Raw genomic sequence first — 14,362 nt, 5'->3', positions numbered from 1 at the left:
GATACACGTAGGTTGGACGACGTGAATTCGTCGACACCCACCACGATCATCCGTACCGCTGCCCTTGCACACATTCGTGACCGCAAGCTGATCCAGACCCGCTCCGTGGGCAAGACGGCGTTCTACATGGCCGGCGGAAAGATCGACCCGGGGGAGACGCCCGAGCAGGCACTGCACCGCGAAATTCGGGAGGAACTCGACGTCGATCTGGTCGACGGGACGGTCACGTTCCTCGACGTCTTCGAGGCTCACGCTTTCGGACATTCCGCGGACACGGGCCTGCACATGAGTTGTTATCTGGCGGAGATGGCCGGAGACCCGCACCCGACCAGCGAGATCGCCGAGTTCCGCTACTTCACGCTCGCCGAGTACGCAGCGATGGACGAGGTGGCGCCCGGATCGCTCAAAGTGTTCCATCGCCTGGCGTCGATGGATCTGATCGACTGATCGGCGGAGGAACGGATCGATTGATCCGCCCCAATCGGAGACTCACGTAGGCGCAGACGGCCACGATGATCAGCGCCACGGCGTCGAGTATCAGAATGTCGGTCGAGATTTCGAACGGGCCGACCGTCGTGATGCCGTTGAAGGGCTTGTTCTCGTCGAGCGGCGTGTACGCCGTCCATCCGTAGTCGAACTGCGGATAGACGAGCAGGGCCAGCGCCGTCGGGCCGAAGATGACACCGAGTCCGACGAGTGCTCGCGACGCTCCGGTCCGCGGTGGCTCTCGGTACATCGCGCTGGCGATCGCGTATGTGACGACCGCAGCGGTGAAGGCGACAAGAAGATCGCTGATCGTGAGAACGTCACCGATCTTCGGCGACGGCGACGTGGCGTAGCTGACGATCCCGGCGACCGTGACCGTCAGGAGCAATCCGTAGCCGACGACTCGCGAGGGAGCGATCGCGCCGATCGCTGCCGCGGCGACGATGACGAGTCCGATCACGACGGCGGTGGAGGCGGGGGTTTTCGACCATTCCATAGCTTCGGTTGCGGGACGGTTCGCCGAGACCGCCGCCAGAGTTGCGACGGCAGCGGTACACATCAGCAGGATTCGACTGCCGTCGCCCAGCACCCGCGCGCAGATCACCGTGATCACCAGCGCGACGAGTAGTAGAGGCACCGCCGCCGTGACGGTGGTGATCTCGAACCACCAATTCGCAGCGACCCCGAAGAGAGTGAGCACCGCCGCGATAGTCACCGGTCGAACGGCCATCCGTTCCTTGGGGTGGTCCTTGTCGAAGTCGTGGAACCAGAACGCGGCGACGCAGGCGGCGGCCAATGCCAGCGCGAGCAGTGTTGCCCCCAACACTGGTGGTTGAAACTGGTTGGTGTTGTCGGCGATGTAGTCTGCGTACCGCCGAGGAATAGCGTCTTCGTCGAGGAGTGAATCCGAGACATGCACGGCAACAATCGTTCCCGCGACGGAAGCGGCTCGGACCCGGGGAGCGGCAGCAACCGTGACCGCGCCGACAGCGACTCCCGCACCGACGGGTGAGAGTGCCTCGAAGTTGTGATCGTAGAGCCCGGGCAGTTCGAGTAGGAGTCCACCGAAGACCGTCATGGCCGCGGTCCGCAACCGGCAGCGGGCCATCATCGCGGCTGTCCCGACCGCGACGACAGCCAGAACGCCGGCGCCGATGGTCGAGATGGACCAGAATCGGTCGCCCGTCGAAATCGACGTCGACTGGCTGTTCACGAACGGTGCCAAGGCGACGACGGTGACGACGAATGCCGTCACGCCACTCAGCGCGACGAGCAGCGTCCTGCGGGCGATGGGCACTGCTCCAAAATAGTCAATCCGGTACCAGTTGCACCGCAATAGCAGGTCTCAGTCCGGTGACGGTGTGTCAGTCGACTGGCTCCGGTTCGATCCGAGATTCCGTGGTGTCGACGGGTGGATGGGACCGTCGGAGGATCGCTGCACCGCAGAAGCCGATGATCAAGGCGAAGAGGATTGCAGTGCCGACGGTCTGAGGGGTGACGTAGTCGACGGTGATTCCGACGCCGCGTCCGAATAATCCTCCGTCGCGGTGGGGAGAGACCGCATCGATATCGAGCTGCCCTTGGATGTATATCGACGTCATCATCGGTGGGAAAGCGAGCTGATCGGTGAGAACAGCGATCGACGAGAAGGTCATTGCGGCAAAGGGAATGGCGAGTCCGAGTGTGGCGTCGACCAGGCTGCCGGGAGCCAGGGCACCGAACAGCAATCCGGCGGCGAGACCCAGCGAGGCGATCTTCAGTGCGATTGACCAGACACCGTGCGCGGAGTCGAAGGGCAGTAGTTCTGACAGCGGTACCGCAACGAGAACGGCGATGGGAACGAGGTTTGGCACGTGCTTGTGCAGTCGCAATCCGACGGCGACCGGCAGGGCTGCGAAAAGCACCAGTACCCAGGGGGACTTCAGGTCTCCCCAGTGGCCGGAACCCTTCGCGATGTCGACGAACAGCGGAGCCGACGCAGCGGCCAGAGCGGTTGCGGCCCAGAGGAACTTGCCACCAGCACCGGAGGTGTCGCCGAGACGGTAGGCGGCGATCCATGTCAACGCGAGCGCAGCGCCCGCTGCCAAGACCATGACGATCCAGGCAGTTGCCTCGGACGCGTACTGCTGGCGATCGATCACGGCGCCGAGCACTCGATGCCCGATCGCCAGCGCGGCGATCACCACGAGCGCTATGCGGATTTCGCCCGCGTCGGGCTTGCGGATCCGGAAGCCGGATTGCGCGGTCACTGCACAGGCGATTGCTGCTGCGGCCGTGGCGCCGATCAGCCACCACGACGGCTCACCTACCGAAGACGTACTCATCCGGCCCGTCCCGCCGGCGAACGTGCGAACCGCGAGGAAGGCGGCAAGCACGCCGAGGAGGGTGGCGTTCTTCGTGGCGGTGCGATCCCAACTGACGGCAACCACACAACCCAGAATCGCACCGGCTGCAACACTTTTGACGATGATCAAGGCGATCAGCAGGTCCAGTGACGCAACCTCGGGCACGACTGCCCGAATGATCGCGATGACGGCGACCCCGACGGTGATCGCGATCCAGGCTGCCCGACGGGAGCCGCGACGCTGTGAGAGTGCGCAGGCAAGCACGGCAACCACGGCGCCGAGCCCGACAGCGGTGGGTCCACTGCTGATCCAGCGATCTACTTCCGACGGAGAGGCCACGATGGCCCAGTCACGGAGAACCGGATTGGTCAGGGCCAGCGCCGCGAGTATCCCGGACAGGAGCGCAGCGACGGTGGTGAGGATCGCTCGAAGATCGAGTGGCATCGGGCCAACCTATCGCGGCGCCGCAACATCGGTCGTGGGCGGCGTGAGTGCCGGAAACCAGATGTCGGTGAGAACGTCTGCTGCGACGTCCGCACCCGCGGTGATCGCGCCCTGTTCCGCCCAGCGAATGAAGAAGCGCTCGACTTGTGTCAGCAGGAGCTCGACCCGGAGTTTCGCCTCGTCGTGTCGGCTCTGCGGCCAGCGTGCCAGGTACGACGGCATAGCGTTGGGCAGTGCTGAGATGCCTTCGCGGGCCAGTGTGCGGAACTCGGGTTCGAGGACCATGGCCTCGTCCCACGCCCGCATCATGTGGTGGTGATCGCGGCACCAGTCGAGAGCGCGGTTGATCCAGCCGGCGAATTCTTCGCGCGAACCGGAATCGAGTACGTGGTCGAGATCCTGGAATATGGCGAGGGTGCTGGATACGACGGTGTTCGAGCCGAGCGCCTTGAGGATGTCGATCTTTCCGGGAAAGTGCAGGTAGAAGGTGGCTCGGCTGCAACCGACCCGGCCGGCGATGTCCTCGACGGTGACAGCCGCGTATCCGCGTTCGGTGAAGAGCGCGCCGGCGGCATCCACGAGGTCTGCGCGGGTTCGCTGCTTCTGCTTCTCTCGCAGCGTCAGTCTGCCGGAGGTATCTGTCATTACCAGGATCCTAGTGCCGCGGGGGCTCTCACGGGTCAGTTGCACGAGACTCTCCGTCTTTCACTTGACAGTCCGTTAGTGAAAGCTACTCTGTGGTGTAGCGCACATTCGACCGATCAGAGGACGCCATGACCATCTCGGACACAACACGCACGCCTGACCTGCCGGCCGGATTCGACGTCACCGATCCTGCTGTCCTCGGGGAGCGGATCCCTTTCGAGGAATTCGCCGAACTGCGTCGCAACGCACCCGTGTGGTGGTGTGAGCAGCCGCCGACGGTCGGTGGATTCCAGGACGAGGGCTACTGGGTGGTCTCGCGTCACGCTGACGTCAAAGAGGTCAGCCAGCGCAGCGATGTGTTCTCGAGCTGGGAGAACACCGCGATCGCGCGTTTCGCCGACGACATGCCACGTGAGGCCGTCGAGATGCTCCGGCATCTTCTGCTCAACAAGGATGCACCGGAGCACACCAAGCTCCGCAAGCTGATTTCGAAGCTGTTCACGCCTCGCGCGATCAACGGCATGCGCGACGAATTGGACCGTCGTGCACGGAGCATCGTCGACACCGCTGTGAGCGAAGGCCCGGGCGACTTCGTGAAGCAGGTTGCCAGCGAGCTGCCGCTCCAAGCGATCGCGGATCTGATCGGTGTACCGCAGGACGATCGAGACAAGCTGTTCAAGTGGTCCAACGAGATGATGGGCTACGACGACCCGGAATACCAGGGTGATCCGGCAGTCGCGTCCACCGAGGTCCTCGGATACGCGTACCAAATGGCAGACGCACGTCGTACCTGCCCGGCAGACGACATCGTCACCACTCTGGTCCAGGCCGACATCGACGGCGACTCCTTGAGCCCGGAGGAGTTCGGGTTCTTCGTGCTCATCCTGGCGGTCGCAGGGAACGAGACCACTCGCAACGCCATCACGCACGGAATGATCGCGTTCCTGGACAACCCCGAGCAGTGGGAGCTGTACAAGAAGGAACGTCCCAAGACGACGGCCGACGAGATCGTCCGTTGGGCGACACCCGTCACCGCCTTCCAGCGCACCGCGCTCGAGGACACGGAATTGGCAGGAGTGTCGATCAAGAAGGGGCAGCGCGTGGTGATGCTGTACAGCTCCGCGAACTTCGACGAGGACGTGTTCGAGAACCCGATGACGTTCGACATCACTCGTAACCCCAATCCGCACTTGGGCTTCGGCGGAACGGGCGCGCACTTCTGCATCGGTGCCAACCTCGCTCGTATGGAGATCGACTTGATGTTCAACGCGATCGCCGACAACGTCCCGGACATCACCAAGATCGGTGATCCGCGCCGTCTGCGCTCGGGTTGGATCAACGGCATCAAGGAGTTCCAGGTCGATTACAAGAGCACAGGCTGCCCGGTCGCTCACTAGAGTCGGTAGGTGAGAGGTACACCCCACGATCTCGAGGAGCCACCGCATGACTTCGATCAACGACAAGGCAACTGCTCTACTGGCGTTGCACCAGCCAGGTAATCCGGTCATTCTCCCGACGGTGTGGGACGCGTGGTCGGCGAATCTTGCGGTGGCTGCCGGTTTTGCAGCCCTGACGGTAGGCAGTCATCCGGTTTCCGATTCCATCGGCAAGCCGGACAACGAGGGCATCACCTTCGACGAACTTCTGCACCGGATCAAGCAGATCACCGGTGCGGTCGACGCCCCGATCTCGGTGGACATCGAGGGTGGTTACGGGCTCGAGCCGGCAGTTCTCATCGACGGGTTGATCGATGCCGGCGCTGTCGGACTCAACATCGAGGACACCGTTCACAGTGAAGGCGGACGCTTGCGCGAGGCGCAGGAGCACGCCGACTTCGTGGGTGGGCTTCGTCAGGCCGCCGACGCAGCCGGAGTTCACGTTGTCGTCAACGCGCGCACCGACCTGTTCGTGAAGCAGGTCGGTGACGAGTCCGATCGCGTCGATCGCGCCATCGCACGCCTCAAGCTGGCGGCCGACGCCGGCGCCGACGTTCTCTACCCCGTCGGGCGCCATGACGACGCGACCCAGCGCCGCCTGACGTCCGAGCTCCCACTTCCGATCAATGCGATCGGAATCCCGGATCAGGACGACCCGGCAAGTTTCGGTCCGCTCGGAGTGGCACGTGTGAGCTTCGGTCCGTTCTTCCAGATGGCATTGGCCAACCGTGCGAACGAGATCTTGGGACGCTGGAAGTAAGAATGCAGACACTGATGTCGCCCGGCCCGCTTCTCGACGATCGCGGACATTTGGTCGAGACGGGTTGGGCCCCATCGGAGATTCGCAAGTATCGACGCTCTGCGATCACCGCTCCCAAGTTCCGGATCAAGGAGTGGGACTACTACTGCGTTCTCACTGCGGATTACGGCATTGCGTTGACCGTCGCCGACAACGGGTACATGGGCTTGCTCGGAGTCTCCTGGCTCGATTTCCGAACACCACACGAGATCACCGAAAACGTGATGCTGCCGTTCCCGATGGGAAGGCTCGGTCTGCCCGAAAGCGCGGACGACGGTGATGTGGTGGTGTCGAAAGGTAAAGCTCGCTTCGAGTTTCGCCATGTGGACGGTGGGCGCCACCTGATTGTCGACTACCCGGCTTTCGACGGTGGGCGAGGCCTTCATGCCGATTTGTTCCTGGCGAGTCCTGCCGATGACCGGATGGTGATCGCCACACCGTTTCCGAAGGCGTCCCGTTCGTTTTACTACAACCAGAAGATCAACTGCCTGCCCGCTGCCGGGACCGTGCGAATCGGGATCGACGACTTCACATTTCGCTCGGAAGACTCGTTCGGCGTTCTCGATTGGGGCAGGGGAGTCTGGACTTACGACAACACCTGGTACTGGGGTTCTGCATCCGGACTGGTGAACGGCGAGCGGTTCGGATTCAACATCGGTTACGGCTTCGGTGACACTACGGCGGCCAGCGAGAACATCGTGTTTGTCGGAGGGCGGGCCCACAAACTGGACAGGATCGACTTCGGCATCCCGCAGGGAACGTACGACGGCGCTCCGTGGAACTTCTCGAGCAACGATGGTCGCTTCGAGATGACTTTCGAGCCGATCATCGACCGTGCCGCGACTTTCGACGTCGGGGTGCTGCGTTCGATTCAGCATCAGGTGTTCGGAAAGTTCTCCGGCACAGTGATCCTCGACGACGGTACCTCCGTGGTGGTTCGAGATCTCCTCGGATTTGCCGAGGAGGTTCGGAACCGCTGGTAGGCCGTACGTCTCCGCGAAGATGACGGAACGCAGCATGAGCACCGGGGCATGATCGTGCCCCGGTGCTCGCGTCTCGAGTTGTTTCACTTCAGGCGGCTGTTGGTGGGCTGTTCCCGCCGATCGGCTGCTGATACGGATCGATCGACATCGGTGGATAGAACACCGATTTGCGATCCGGCCCGATCTCGACCCGCCATTCGGTGTGGTGCAGTGTCCGATGATGATGACCGCACAACAAGATCAGATTGTCGAGATCTGTTGGGCCACCATCGTTCCAGTGAACAATATGATGAGCATCGCACCACCCCGACGGCGTCCCGCACCCCGGAAACGCACACCCGCCATCCCGAACCGCCAACGCCCGCCGCTGCGGAACCGTCGCCGTTCTCGCTTCCTTACCGCAGTCGAGCGGAACACCATTCGCATCCAACAAAATCCGCGTCACGGTGCAGTCGCACGCCAACATCCGCGCAGTATCGATACTGATCGGGCCCACCCAATCCGCCCACGCGAACCCCAACTCCTCAGTGGACGGCAGGAGGTCTTTCAGAACTTTAAGGTCCGTCATATCTTTTGCCGACGCAGTCACCGTGATGTGCGGTTTCACCCCGCCCTCGATCGGACCCAACCCCGCCCGCTCGTACCGCCGCAACAATTCGCAAAACCCATCCGCCCGCCGCAGCGCCGGCGTACGGGTGTCCTTGACCCCGTCCTTCTCCGGCGTCGGAGCCGACAGGCTCGACAACAACGTGATCAGACGCGCCCCGTTCACAGCATCCAAGTCACCCTTCACCGACACGCGCCCGTACAAACCTTTCGACGCGTAGAACTCGTTACGCTCCGAATCTTCCCCGACCGGAACGCCGTCCTCACGGTTTCCGTACTGCTTCTCGATCCGCCGAATCGCCGCCCGCACCGCATCACAATCAGCAATGTTCTGCGACGCCAGGCCAAGCAGGATCCCGCGAGCCTTGTCCACATCCGCCAGGGTCATGTTCTTCGGCGGATGCTGACAGAACGACGCCACCTGACGGGCTTTCAACGCATCCACGTCACCACGATGAAACGCATCGCCCACCACGGGTTCGAGCATCAACAACCGCGCCAACCCGACCAGCAGACTGCACTCACCGATCTCCAGATTCGTCGAACCATGCAACCACTGTGCGATCGCCCGAAAACCCTTCCCGCCGAGAACGTCCCGGGAAAACATCTCCACGATCAGCAACACCATCCGCGACTGCAACTCGTGCCGGGCGCGCACCAGATCCAGAACCTCACTCTTGAGGCCCTCACCATCCAGCTGCCACGCTTCCCGACTGTCCATGCTCAAAGTCTAATCGAACAAAGTTTCGAACACAAGACTTGAATCTCGAAAACTGTTCCTATGCAATAATTTTCGACAATTCTGATTTCTGGGACTTTTCGGATCTTCATTCGATTTGCGGCAGGCAATCTCGACTGCCTCATTGCATGGACTCTGCTGACGCCGAGCACTCGGCATACATTCCGGCTTCATGTTGACGTGGACGAGGGCACTTGGACGCGTGGCCGCGCATGGGCTCTGTCGATTGCATTGGTTGCCTTGCCGTGCTACCGCGACACGAACGAGCAGATCACGGCCTGGGCGAAACATGCGATTGCTCAGGTCGTTGACGACATCCGCACTGAACCCTGAGACCACCTGCGCCGTCTCCGGTTTCGCAACGATCCTTGGAACTCGAGCAGGGAGGGCAACAGTCTTGTCCGCGGCGACCGATCAGCCGATCTCGCTCAGGTCTCCGTACACCGTCCGACCCTCCAGGATGGTGGCGAGCACCGTGATGTCGGCCAGCTCGGCCGGCTCGACGTCGAGGGGATTTGCCGACAGCACAACCAAATCCGCGTAGGCGCCGGGAAAGATGGACCCGATGTGATCTTCGCTGAACAGCTGCCAAGCGGCGTTGACCGTATGGGCGCGCACGGCGGCGTCCACGGGGATCCGTTCCTGGGGTGCGACGACGCGACCGCTGGGCGAAAGCCTGGTGACGGCGTCCTGCATGTTTCGTAGCGGATTGGCGGGGGTGACGGGACCGTCGTTGTGGAAGGTGAACCGTTGCCCGGCCGCGAGTGCAGATCCTGCTGCGGCCCAGACGGATCCGTATTCGGGGCCGAACAGGTCATCCACCAGAACGTCACCCCAGTAGTGCAGGTGGTCGATGAAGATGCTGACCGTGACGCCCAGTTCCGCCGCGCGGACGAACTGATCCGGACGCATCGCGCCGACGTGTTCGAGACGCAACCGGTGATCGGGCCGGGGGTGCTCCTTCAGAAGTTGCTCCCACGCATCGAGAACCATGGTGATCGCGTCGTCACCGTGGGCGTGGCACGCCATCTGCCACCCTTTGGCGAAGTAGGCGGAACTGATGTCGTGGATCTGTTCGCCGGTGTAGTTGGCGTGCCCGTGCGTGCAGGCGATCCCGAGCGCGCGGGTGGCTTCGGTATCGAGATACGGGAAGCTGGTGGCGATGTTACCGACCCACGGCGAACCGTCGGACCAGACCTTGATGCCGATCTGGCGCACCAGGTCGTTTCCGTCGCCCGGTGACGCCTCGGTAGTGCGCGCGTCGTTGGACATCTCGTAGAGCCGCAGGCGGGTGGTGAGGAGTCCGGCGTCGGCTATCGCTGCCAGGGCGGGCCGCATCTTGGGGTCGAACGACAATTCGGCGATGGTGGTGATTCCCGCGGCGTTCAGCCGGGCGCATTCGGCCGCCACCAGTGCGGGGAAGTCGTCACCGATGGTGACTGCGTGGCCCGCGACTGCGAACACCGCAGGCATTTCGTACGCGGCTCCGTCGAGTGCGCCCGTCGCGTCGTGGCCGTACGATCCGCCGATCGGATCGGGGGTATCGCGGGTGATGCCGGCCTGCACTGCTGCCGCCGTGTTGAAATACGCGACGTGTCCCGAGTTGTGCATGATCACGAGGGGGTACTCCGGCGCTATGGAGTCCAGCCAGTCGATGGTCGGATCGGGTAGGCCCTTCTGCAGCAACGGGTCCCAACCGTTCAGAGAAGCGCCGGCAGCACCTCGCGAACGAACAGTGTCGACGACGGCAGCAACTACGGCATCCGCCTCGGCGATCGTGACAGGCCGGATGTCGACGACGTCAGGCCCGAGAACGATGGCTTCTTCCAGGGGGTGACCGTGCGGTTCGATGAACCCCGGCAGAACAGCGGCACCTCCGACGTCGACGACGCGGGTATCCGGCCCCACCAGTTTCTCGACGTCCGTGCGCGCGCCGACGGCTGTGATCCGGCCGCCCGTCACGGCGAGCGCCTGGGCGCGTGGTGATTCCTCGTGCATGGTCACGATGTCGCCGTACAGAACCAGATCAGCAGCCATGGTCAGTCCTTATCGGTTGTCCGCGTACGCCTGTAGGTGTGCCACCTGCTCGGGATCGAGTGAGGGACGTACCTTCTCACGGGCGGTTGCCACGTCCGCGGCCGTCACGTCGGCCGCGTCCATGCTCCGACGCATGGCGGCGAGTGCAGCCTCACGCAGGAGAGCCGAGCAGTCTGCTGCCGAGTATCCCTCGAGATCGACGGCCAGAATGTCCAAATCGACATCTTCGGCGAGCGGTACCGACTTGCCGGAAGCACGCAGAATCGCTTTGCGGGCCTCCGCATCCGGCGGCGGTACGAATACGAGACGTTCGAGTCTGCCGGGGCGCAGAAGAGCCGGGTCGATCAGATCCGGTCGGTTGGTGGCGCCCAACACCACGACGTCGCGTAGCGGTTCGACGCCGTCGAGTTCGGTCAGCAACGCGGCTACGACGCGATCCGACACCCCGGAGTCGGAACTTTGACCACGACGCGGGGCAAGGGCGTCGATTTCGTCGAGGAAGATCAACGACGGCGCCGAATCGCGTGCGCGCTGGAACAACTCTCTTACGGCCTTTTCGGAGGCGCCGACCCACTTGTCCATCAGCTCTGCGCCTTTCACGGCATGAACGCTGAGGTGCCCCGAGCTGGCAAGGGCACGAACGAGATACGTCTTGCCGCAGCCAGGAGGGCCGTAGAGGAGCACGCCGCGGGGTGGGTCGACACCGAGGCGCGCGAAGGAGTCGGGGTGCTGCAGCGGCCACAACACCGCCTCGGTGAGCGCCTGTTTGGTTTCGACCATGTCGCCGACGTCGTCGAGGGTGACGCTGCCGATCGACAGTTCTTCGGTACTCGAACGAGACAGTGGCCGAATCACTTCGAGGGCACCGACAAGATCTTCCTGCGTGATCTCCGGAGAATCACCGGATTTGGAGGCCCGCGTCGCCGCTCGCAAGGCAGCTTCACGGCAGAGCGCCGCGAGGTCGGCGACCACGAATCCCGGTGCGCGCGAGGCGATGGCGTCGAGTTCGAGGGTTCCGGTGGGCACGCGGCGGAGCAGGAGTTCGAGCAACGCCTTGCGGGTTGCGCCGTCCGGCAGGGTAAGTGCGAGTTCTCGATCGCAGAGATCCTGGCCGCGAAGGCGCGCGTCGACGGTCTCCGGATGGGCGGAGGTCGCGACGAATGCCACGCCCGGGGTTGCGACGGCGCTGCGCAGTTGTTCGAGGATCAGTGCGGACACCGGTTCGGCGGTGGCCGGAAGCAGAGCGTCGATGTCACTGATCAGCAGTACACCACCGCCGCGCACGGCAGCAACGGCGTCGACGATTCGCTGCAGGCGGGTATTCGCCTCGGTGGCACCGACTCCCGGACCGTCGAGTTCGACCAGTTTGCGCGAGGACAGGACCGAGCGGGCCAACGTGGCTTTGCCCACGCCGGCGGGGCCCGTGATGAGGACGCCGAGGTGCGGGGAGGCGCCGAGCGTACGGAGCAGTTCTGGTTCGTCGAGTGCCAGGCCGAGCCACTCGGTCAGCTTGGCTGCCTGCGCTTGCGCGCCGACGAGGTGATCCAGCGGAACCGACGGTGCAGGCTCGATCGCGACGGCGGCCGGACTGGAAACAAGCGCACTCGGTGTCAGTGTGCCCGCCGAGCCGGAACCCCAGTTGACTGCCGAATTCGGCTGGACGCTGACCGGACCACCGGCAGGTTCGACGGCCGTGACGGTGAGCAGTTCGGATGTCCACGCGACGCCGAAGGTACGGGAAAGCGCTTGGGTGGCTTCGGAAGTGCTCGTACCCGGACCGAGATCGCGGGGGAGGAGCGAGACCGTGTCGCCGACGCTGACGACCTTGCCCAGAAGGGCTTGTCGCAGAACCGTCGAGCTGATCGAATTTGTCGCCATGGACGAGCCGGTGACGGAGACGGATCGCGCTCCGTACACCGTCACCGGACCGACCACGACGGAAGAGTTCTCGGTCAAGCCGACGTTCGACATGGTGACGTCGTCGAGAAGGATCGTGCCTGCCGGGGTTCCGGTGGGCGCACGGCCCGCGACGGTCGCGGTGCCGCGGGCTCCCATGAGTGCGATGGCATCCCATTCGCGGATGCCCAACGCCGCCAACGCTTCGGGGTGCAAGCGCACGACCCCGCGGCGTAGGTCGGCGGCAGAGGTGTTGAGTCGAACGGTGAGGGCGAGTTCCGGCGAAGTCACCTCTCGAGAGTACGTCGTGGACTAGCGGGGTCGCCGCAATCCGAGACGAGCGGCCGAGCGGCGGCCACCGACGTTGGGTTGGCGTCGGATCGCGCGGCGTTCGGAAGGCTTGATGTCCCAGGTTTCGGGACGTGCTGCCACCCACCGCTTCGAGTGCACGGCAAACGGGATGTGCACCAGGTAGATCGCGATGAGAACGATCAGCAGGATGTACGGGTAGGTGATGAGTGCGGCTGCAGCCAACGTCACCAGGACGAGCAGGCCGGCCGCCATGTGCGGCGGCACGGATACCGACTTCATCGCCAGCGTCGGGATGCGGCTGACGATCAGTGCAGCCGAGAAGAGCGTCCACACGATGACGACGAAGTGCGAAGACCACCAGCCGTCACCCCACTGAGCCGTCGCGGCCAGGGGAGTGAGGGCGATGAGTGCGCCGGCCGGAGCCGGAACGCCGACGAAGTACTCACGTGCATACGCGGGGACGTCGTCGTCGTCGAGCAGGGTGTTGAAACGTGCGAGTCGCAACACGATGCTGACCGCGTAGATCAACGCGATGATCCAGCCGATGCTGGTGCCGTCCAGCAAGGTCACGTACAGGACCAGGGCCGGGGCGACGCCGAAGGAGATGGAGTCGGCCAGTGAGTCGAGTTCGGCGCCGATCTTGCTGGTGGCGTCGAGCAGTCGCGCGATGCGGCCGTCGAGTGAATCGAGGACGGCAGCTGCGCCGATCATCGCGAGCGAGGTACCGGGTTGTCCGTCGAGAGCGAATTTGACGGCGGACAGCCCGGCGCACAGCGCCAGGATGGTGATGACGGACGGCAGCAACCGCACCGCCTGGGTGCGTTTGGGCATCTTCGCGCCGGGTTGGGCTGCTCCCGGCTTCTTCACGGCTGACTTCATCTTCGGCGTCTTCACGGCAGTTGCGCGATAACTGTTTCAGCACCGATCGTGCGTTGTCCCGGCTCGACCAGGAGTGTGGTTCCGGCGGGGAAATAGGTGTCGACGCGTGAGCCGAAACGGATCAGTCCGTACGTGTCGCCGATCGGCAGGACGTCACCGACACCGGCGTAGCAGACGATGCGGCGTGCAAGCAGTCCCGCGATCTGGACAACCGCAACGTCGTGACCATCGGCGGTTTCGATCAGCATGCTGTTGCGCTCGTTGACCTCGCTGGCGTCGGCGAGATCTGCGGAGAGGAACTTGCCTGCCTGGTGAACGACCTCTTTGACCGTTCCACCGACAGGGCTGCGCTGGACATGCACGTCGAGAACCGACAGGAAGATGCTGACGCGCGGGCGCGGCTCGCTTCCGAGATTGAGCTCGGCGGGCGGAACGGCGTTGTCGACCAACGCCACCTCGCCGTCGGCGGGTGCGACGACGACGCCGATGCGGTTGGGCGGCACCCGGTGCGGGTGACGGAAGAACGTGGCGCATGCGGCGGCGGTGGTCAGACCGGCTCGGCGCACCCACTTACGGTTGCGGCCCAGAGCTGCAACTCCCAGCGGGGCCAGCACGAACGGCAGGCCGGCGGGATGAAGTGGCGGAATCGCATGGCGAACCAGATCGACGATATGTCCGATCCCGGTGGGTTGCGGGGTTCCGGGGGGTGTGGGTCGGCGTGCCACAGGCTCCTCTAACTACTCGGTAGGTCTTCT

Annotated in this window: 13 protein-coding genes; 5 read left to right on the top strand and 8 right to left on the bottom strand. The window is 63.8% G+C overall.

The window, feature by feature from the left end; genetic code table 11:
* Positions 1-21: 21 nt before the first annotated feature.
* Positions 22-447: an NUDIX hydrolase gene (locus AC1Q6C_RS18085; RefSeq protein ID WP_007730102.1), complete on the top strand. Its 426-nt coding sequence runs from the start codon at positions 22-24 to the stop codon at positions 445-447.
* Here AC1Q6C_RS18085 and AC1Q6C_RS18080 read toward each other — a convergent pair.
* The 3 genes from AC1Q6C_RS18080 to AC1Q6C_RS18070 all read right to left on the bottom strand — a co-directional run bounded on the left by AC1Q6C_RS18080 (position 404) and on the right by AC1Q6C_RS18070 (position 3,920).
* On the bottom strand, positions 404-1,783 hold the full coding sequence (locus tag AC1Q6C_RS18080) for a hypothetical protein (RefSeq protein WP_223304380.1): 1,380 nt from the start codon (positions 1,781-1,783) through the stop codon (positions 404-406). The two genes, AC1Q6C_RS18085 and AC1Q6C_RS18080, sit on opposite strands and share 44 nt — an antisense overlap.
* 67 nt (positions 1,784-1,850) lie before the next feature.
* Complete coding sequence (locus tag AC1Q6C_RS18075) at positions 1,851-3,275, bottom strand: hypothetical protein (protein ID WP_230359609.1); 1,425 nt, start codon at positions 3,273-3,275, stop codon at positions 1,851-1,853.
* Positions 3,276-3,284: 9 nt separating this feature from the next.
* Positions 3,285-3,920 (bottom strand): TetR/AcrR family transcriptional regulator, encoded by a 636-nt coding sequence (locus tag AC1Q6C_RS18070; protein ID WP_042926208.1) that lies wholly within the window; start codon positions 3,918-3,920, stop codon positions 3,285-3,287.
* Positions 3,921-4,048: 128 nt separating this feature from the next.
* Between AC1Q6C_RS18070 and AC1Q6C_RS18065 the strand changes: the two genes are divergently transcribed.
* Genes AC1Q6C_RS18065 through AC1Q6C_RS18055 form a run of 3 tightly spaced genes read left to right on the top strand, consistent with a single transcriptional unit; the run spans position 4,049 to position 7,138 of the window.
* Complete coding sequence (locus AC1Q6C_RS18065) at positions 4,049-5,317, top strand: cytochrome P450 (protein WP_003945041.1); 1,269 nt, start codon at positions 4,049-4,051, stop codon at positions 5,315-5,317.
* Between the two features lie 46 nt (positions 5,318-5,363).
* Complete coding sequence (locus AC1Q6C_RS18060) at positions 5,364-6,116, top strand: isocitrate lyase/PEP mutase family protein (protein ID WP_007730096.1); 753 nt, start codon at positions 5,364-5,366, stop codon at positions 6,114-6,116.
* Between the two features lie 2 nt (positions 6,117-6,118).
* A complete protein-coding gene (locus tag AC1Q6C_RS18055) occupies positions 6,119-7,138 on the top strand; it encodes a DUF2804 domain-containing protein (protein ID WP_042926211.1) in 1,020 nt (339 codons plus the stop codon).
* Positions 7,139-7,226: 88 nt separating this feature from the next.
* Here the strand turns inward: AC1Q6C_RS18055 and AC1Q6C_RS18050 are convergent, their stop codons facing one another.
* Positions 7,227-8,465: an HNH endonuclease signature motif containing protein gene (locus tag AC1Q6C_RS18050; RefSeq protein WP_230359611.1), complete on the bottom strand. Its 1,239-nt coding sequence runs from the start codon at positions 8,463-8,465 to the stop codon at positions 7,227-7,229.
* Positions 8,466-8,663: 198 nt separating this feature from the next.
* On the opposite strand from AC1Q6C_RS18050, the gene AC1Q6C_RS18045 reads away from it, so the two are divergent.
* Positions 8,664-8,816 carry an aminoglycoside phosphotransferase gene (locus AC1Q6C_RS18045; RefSeq protein ID WP_073512160.1) on the top strand — a complete coding sequence of 51 codons (153 nt, stop codon included), beginning with the start codon at positions 8,664-8,666 and terminating at the stop codon, positions 8,814-8,816.
* Between the two features lie 81 nt (positions 8,817-8,897).
* Here the strand turns inward: AC1Q6C_RS18045 and AC1Q6C_RS18040 are convergent, their stop codons facing one another.
* From AC1Q6C_RS18040 to AC1Q6C_RS18025, 4 genes are read right to left on the bottom strand one after another with little or no spacing between them, the layout of a single operon-like run.
* Positions 8,898-10,520 carry an amidohydrolase gene (locus AC1Q6C_RS18040; protein ID WP_212633919.1) on the bottom strand — a complete coding sequence of 541 codons (1,623 nt, stop codon included), beginning with the start codon at positions 10,518-10,520 and terminating at the stop codon, positions 8,898-8,900.
* A 9-nt stretch (positions 10,521-10,529) separates the two neighbouring features.
* Positions 10,530-12,707 (bottom strand): AAA family ATPase, encoded by a 2,178-nt coding sequence (locus AC1Q6C_RS18035; protein ID WP_003941536.1) that lies wholly within the window; start codon positions 12,705-12,707, stop codon positions 10,530-10,532.
* A gap of 21 nt (positions 12,708-12,728) precedes the next feature.
* Entirely contained in the window at positions 12,729-13,559 is an 831-nt protein-coding gene (locus AC1Q6C_RS18030) for a CDP-alcohol phosphatidyltransferase family protein (RefSeq protein WP_029254795.1), read from the bottom strand.
* A 59-nt stretch (positions 13,560-13,618) separates the two neighbouring features.
* Positions 13,619-14,332: a phosphatidylserine decarboxylase gene (locus AC1Q6C_RS18025; protein ID WP_003941540.1), complete on the bottom strand. Its 714-nt coding sequence runs from the start codon at positions 14,330-14,332 to the stop codon at positions 13,619-13,621.
* Positions 14,333-14,362 lie beyond the last annotated feature (30 nt).

The organism is Rhodococcus sp. MT28 (assembly GCF_058792695.1).
The sequence above is the reverse complement of the archived record's forward strand: the minus strand, read 5'-3'. Positions and strand labels throughout refer to the sequence as shown.

Coding starts and splice junctions, on each gene's coding strand:
- AC1Q6C_RS18075 (WP_230359609.1), bottom strand. CDS start 3,275: ATGCCACTCGATCTTCGAGCGATCCTCACCACCGTCGCTGCGCTCCTG.
- AC1Q6C_RS18070 (WP_042926208.1), bottom strand. CDS start 3,920: ATGACAGATACCTCCGGCAGACTGACGCTGCGAGAGAAGCAGAAGCAG.
- AC1Q6C_RS18065 (WP_003945041.1), top strand. CDS start 4,049: ATGACCATCTCGGACACAACACGCACGCCTGACCTGCCGGCCGGATTC.
- AC1Q6C_RS18060 (WP_007730096.1), top strand. CDS start 5,364: ATGACTTCGATCAACGACAAGGCAACTGCTCTACTGGCGTTGCACCAG.
- AC1Q6C_RS18055 (WP_042926211.1), top strand. CDS start 6,119: ATGCAGACACTGATGTCGCCCGGCCCGCTTCTCGACGATCGCGGACAT.
- AC1Q6C_RS18050 (WP_230359611.1), bottom strand. CDS start 8,465: ATGGACAGTCGGGAAGCGTGGCAGCTGGATGGTGAGGGCCTCAAGAGT.
- AC1Q6C_RS18040 (WP_212633919.1), bottom strand. CDS start 10,520: ATGGCTGCTGATCTGGTTCTGTACGGCGACATCGTGACCATGCACGAG.
- AC1Q6C_RS18030 (WP_029254795.1), bottom strand. CDS start 13,559: ATGCCCAAACGCACCCAGGCGGTGCGGTTGCTGCCGTCCGTCATCACC.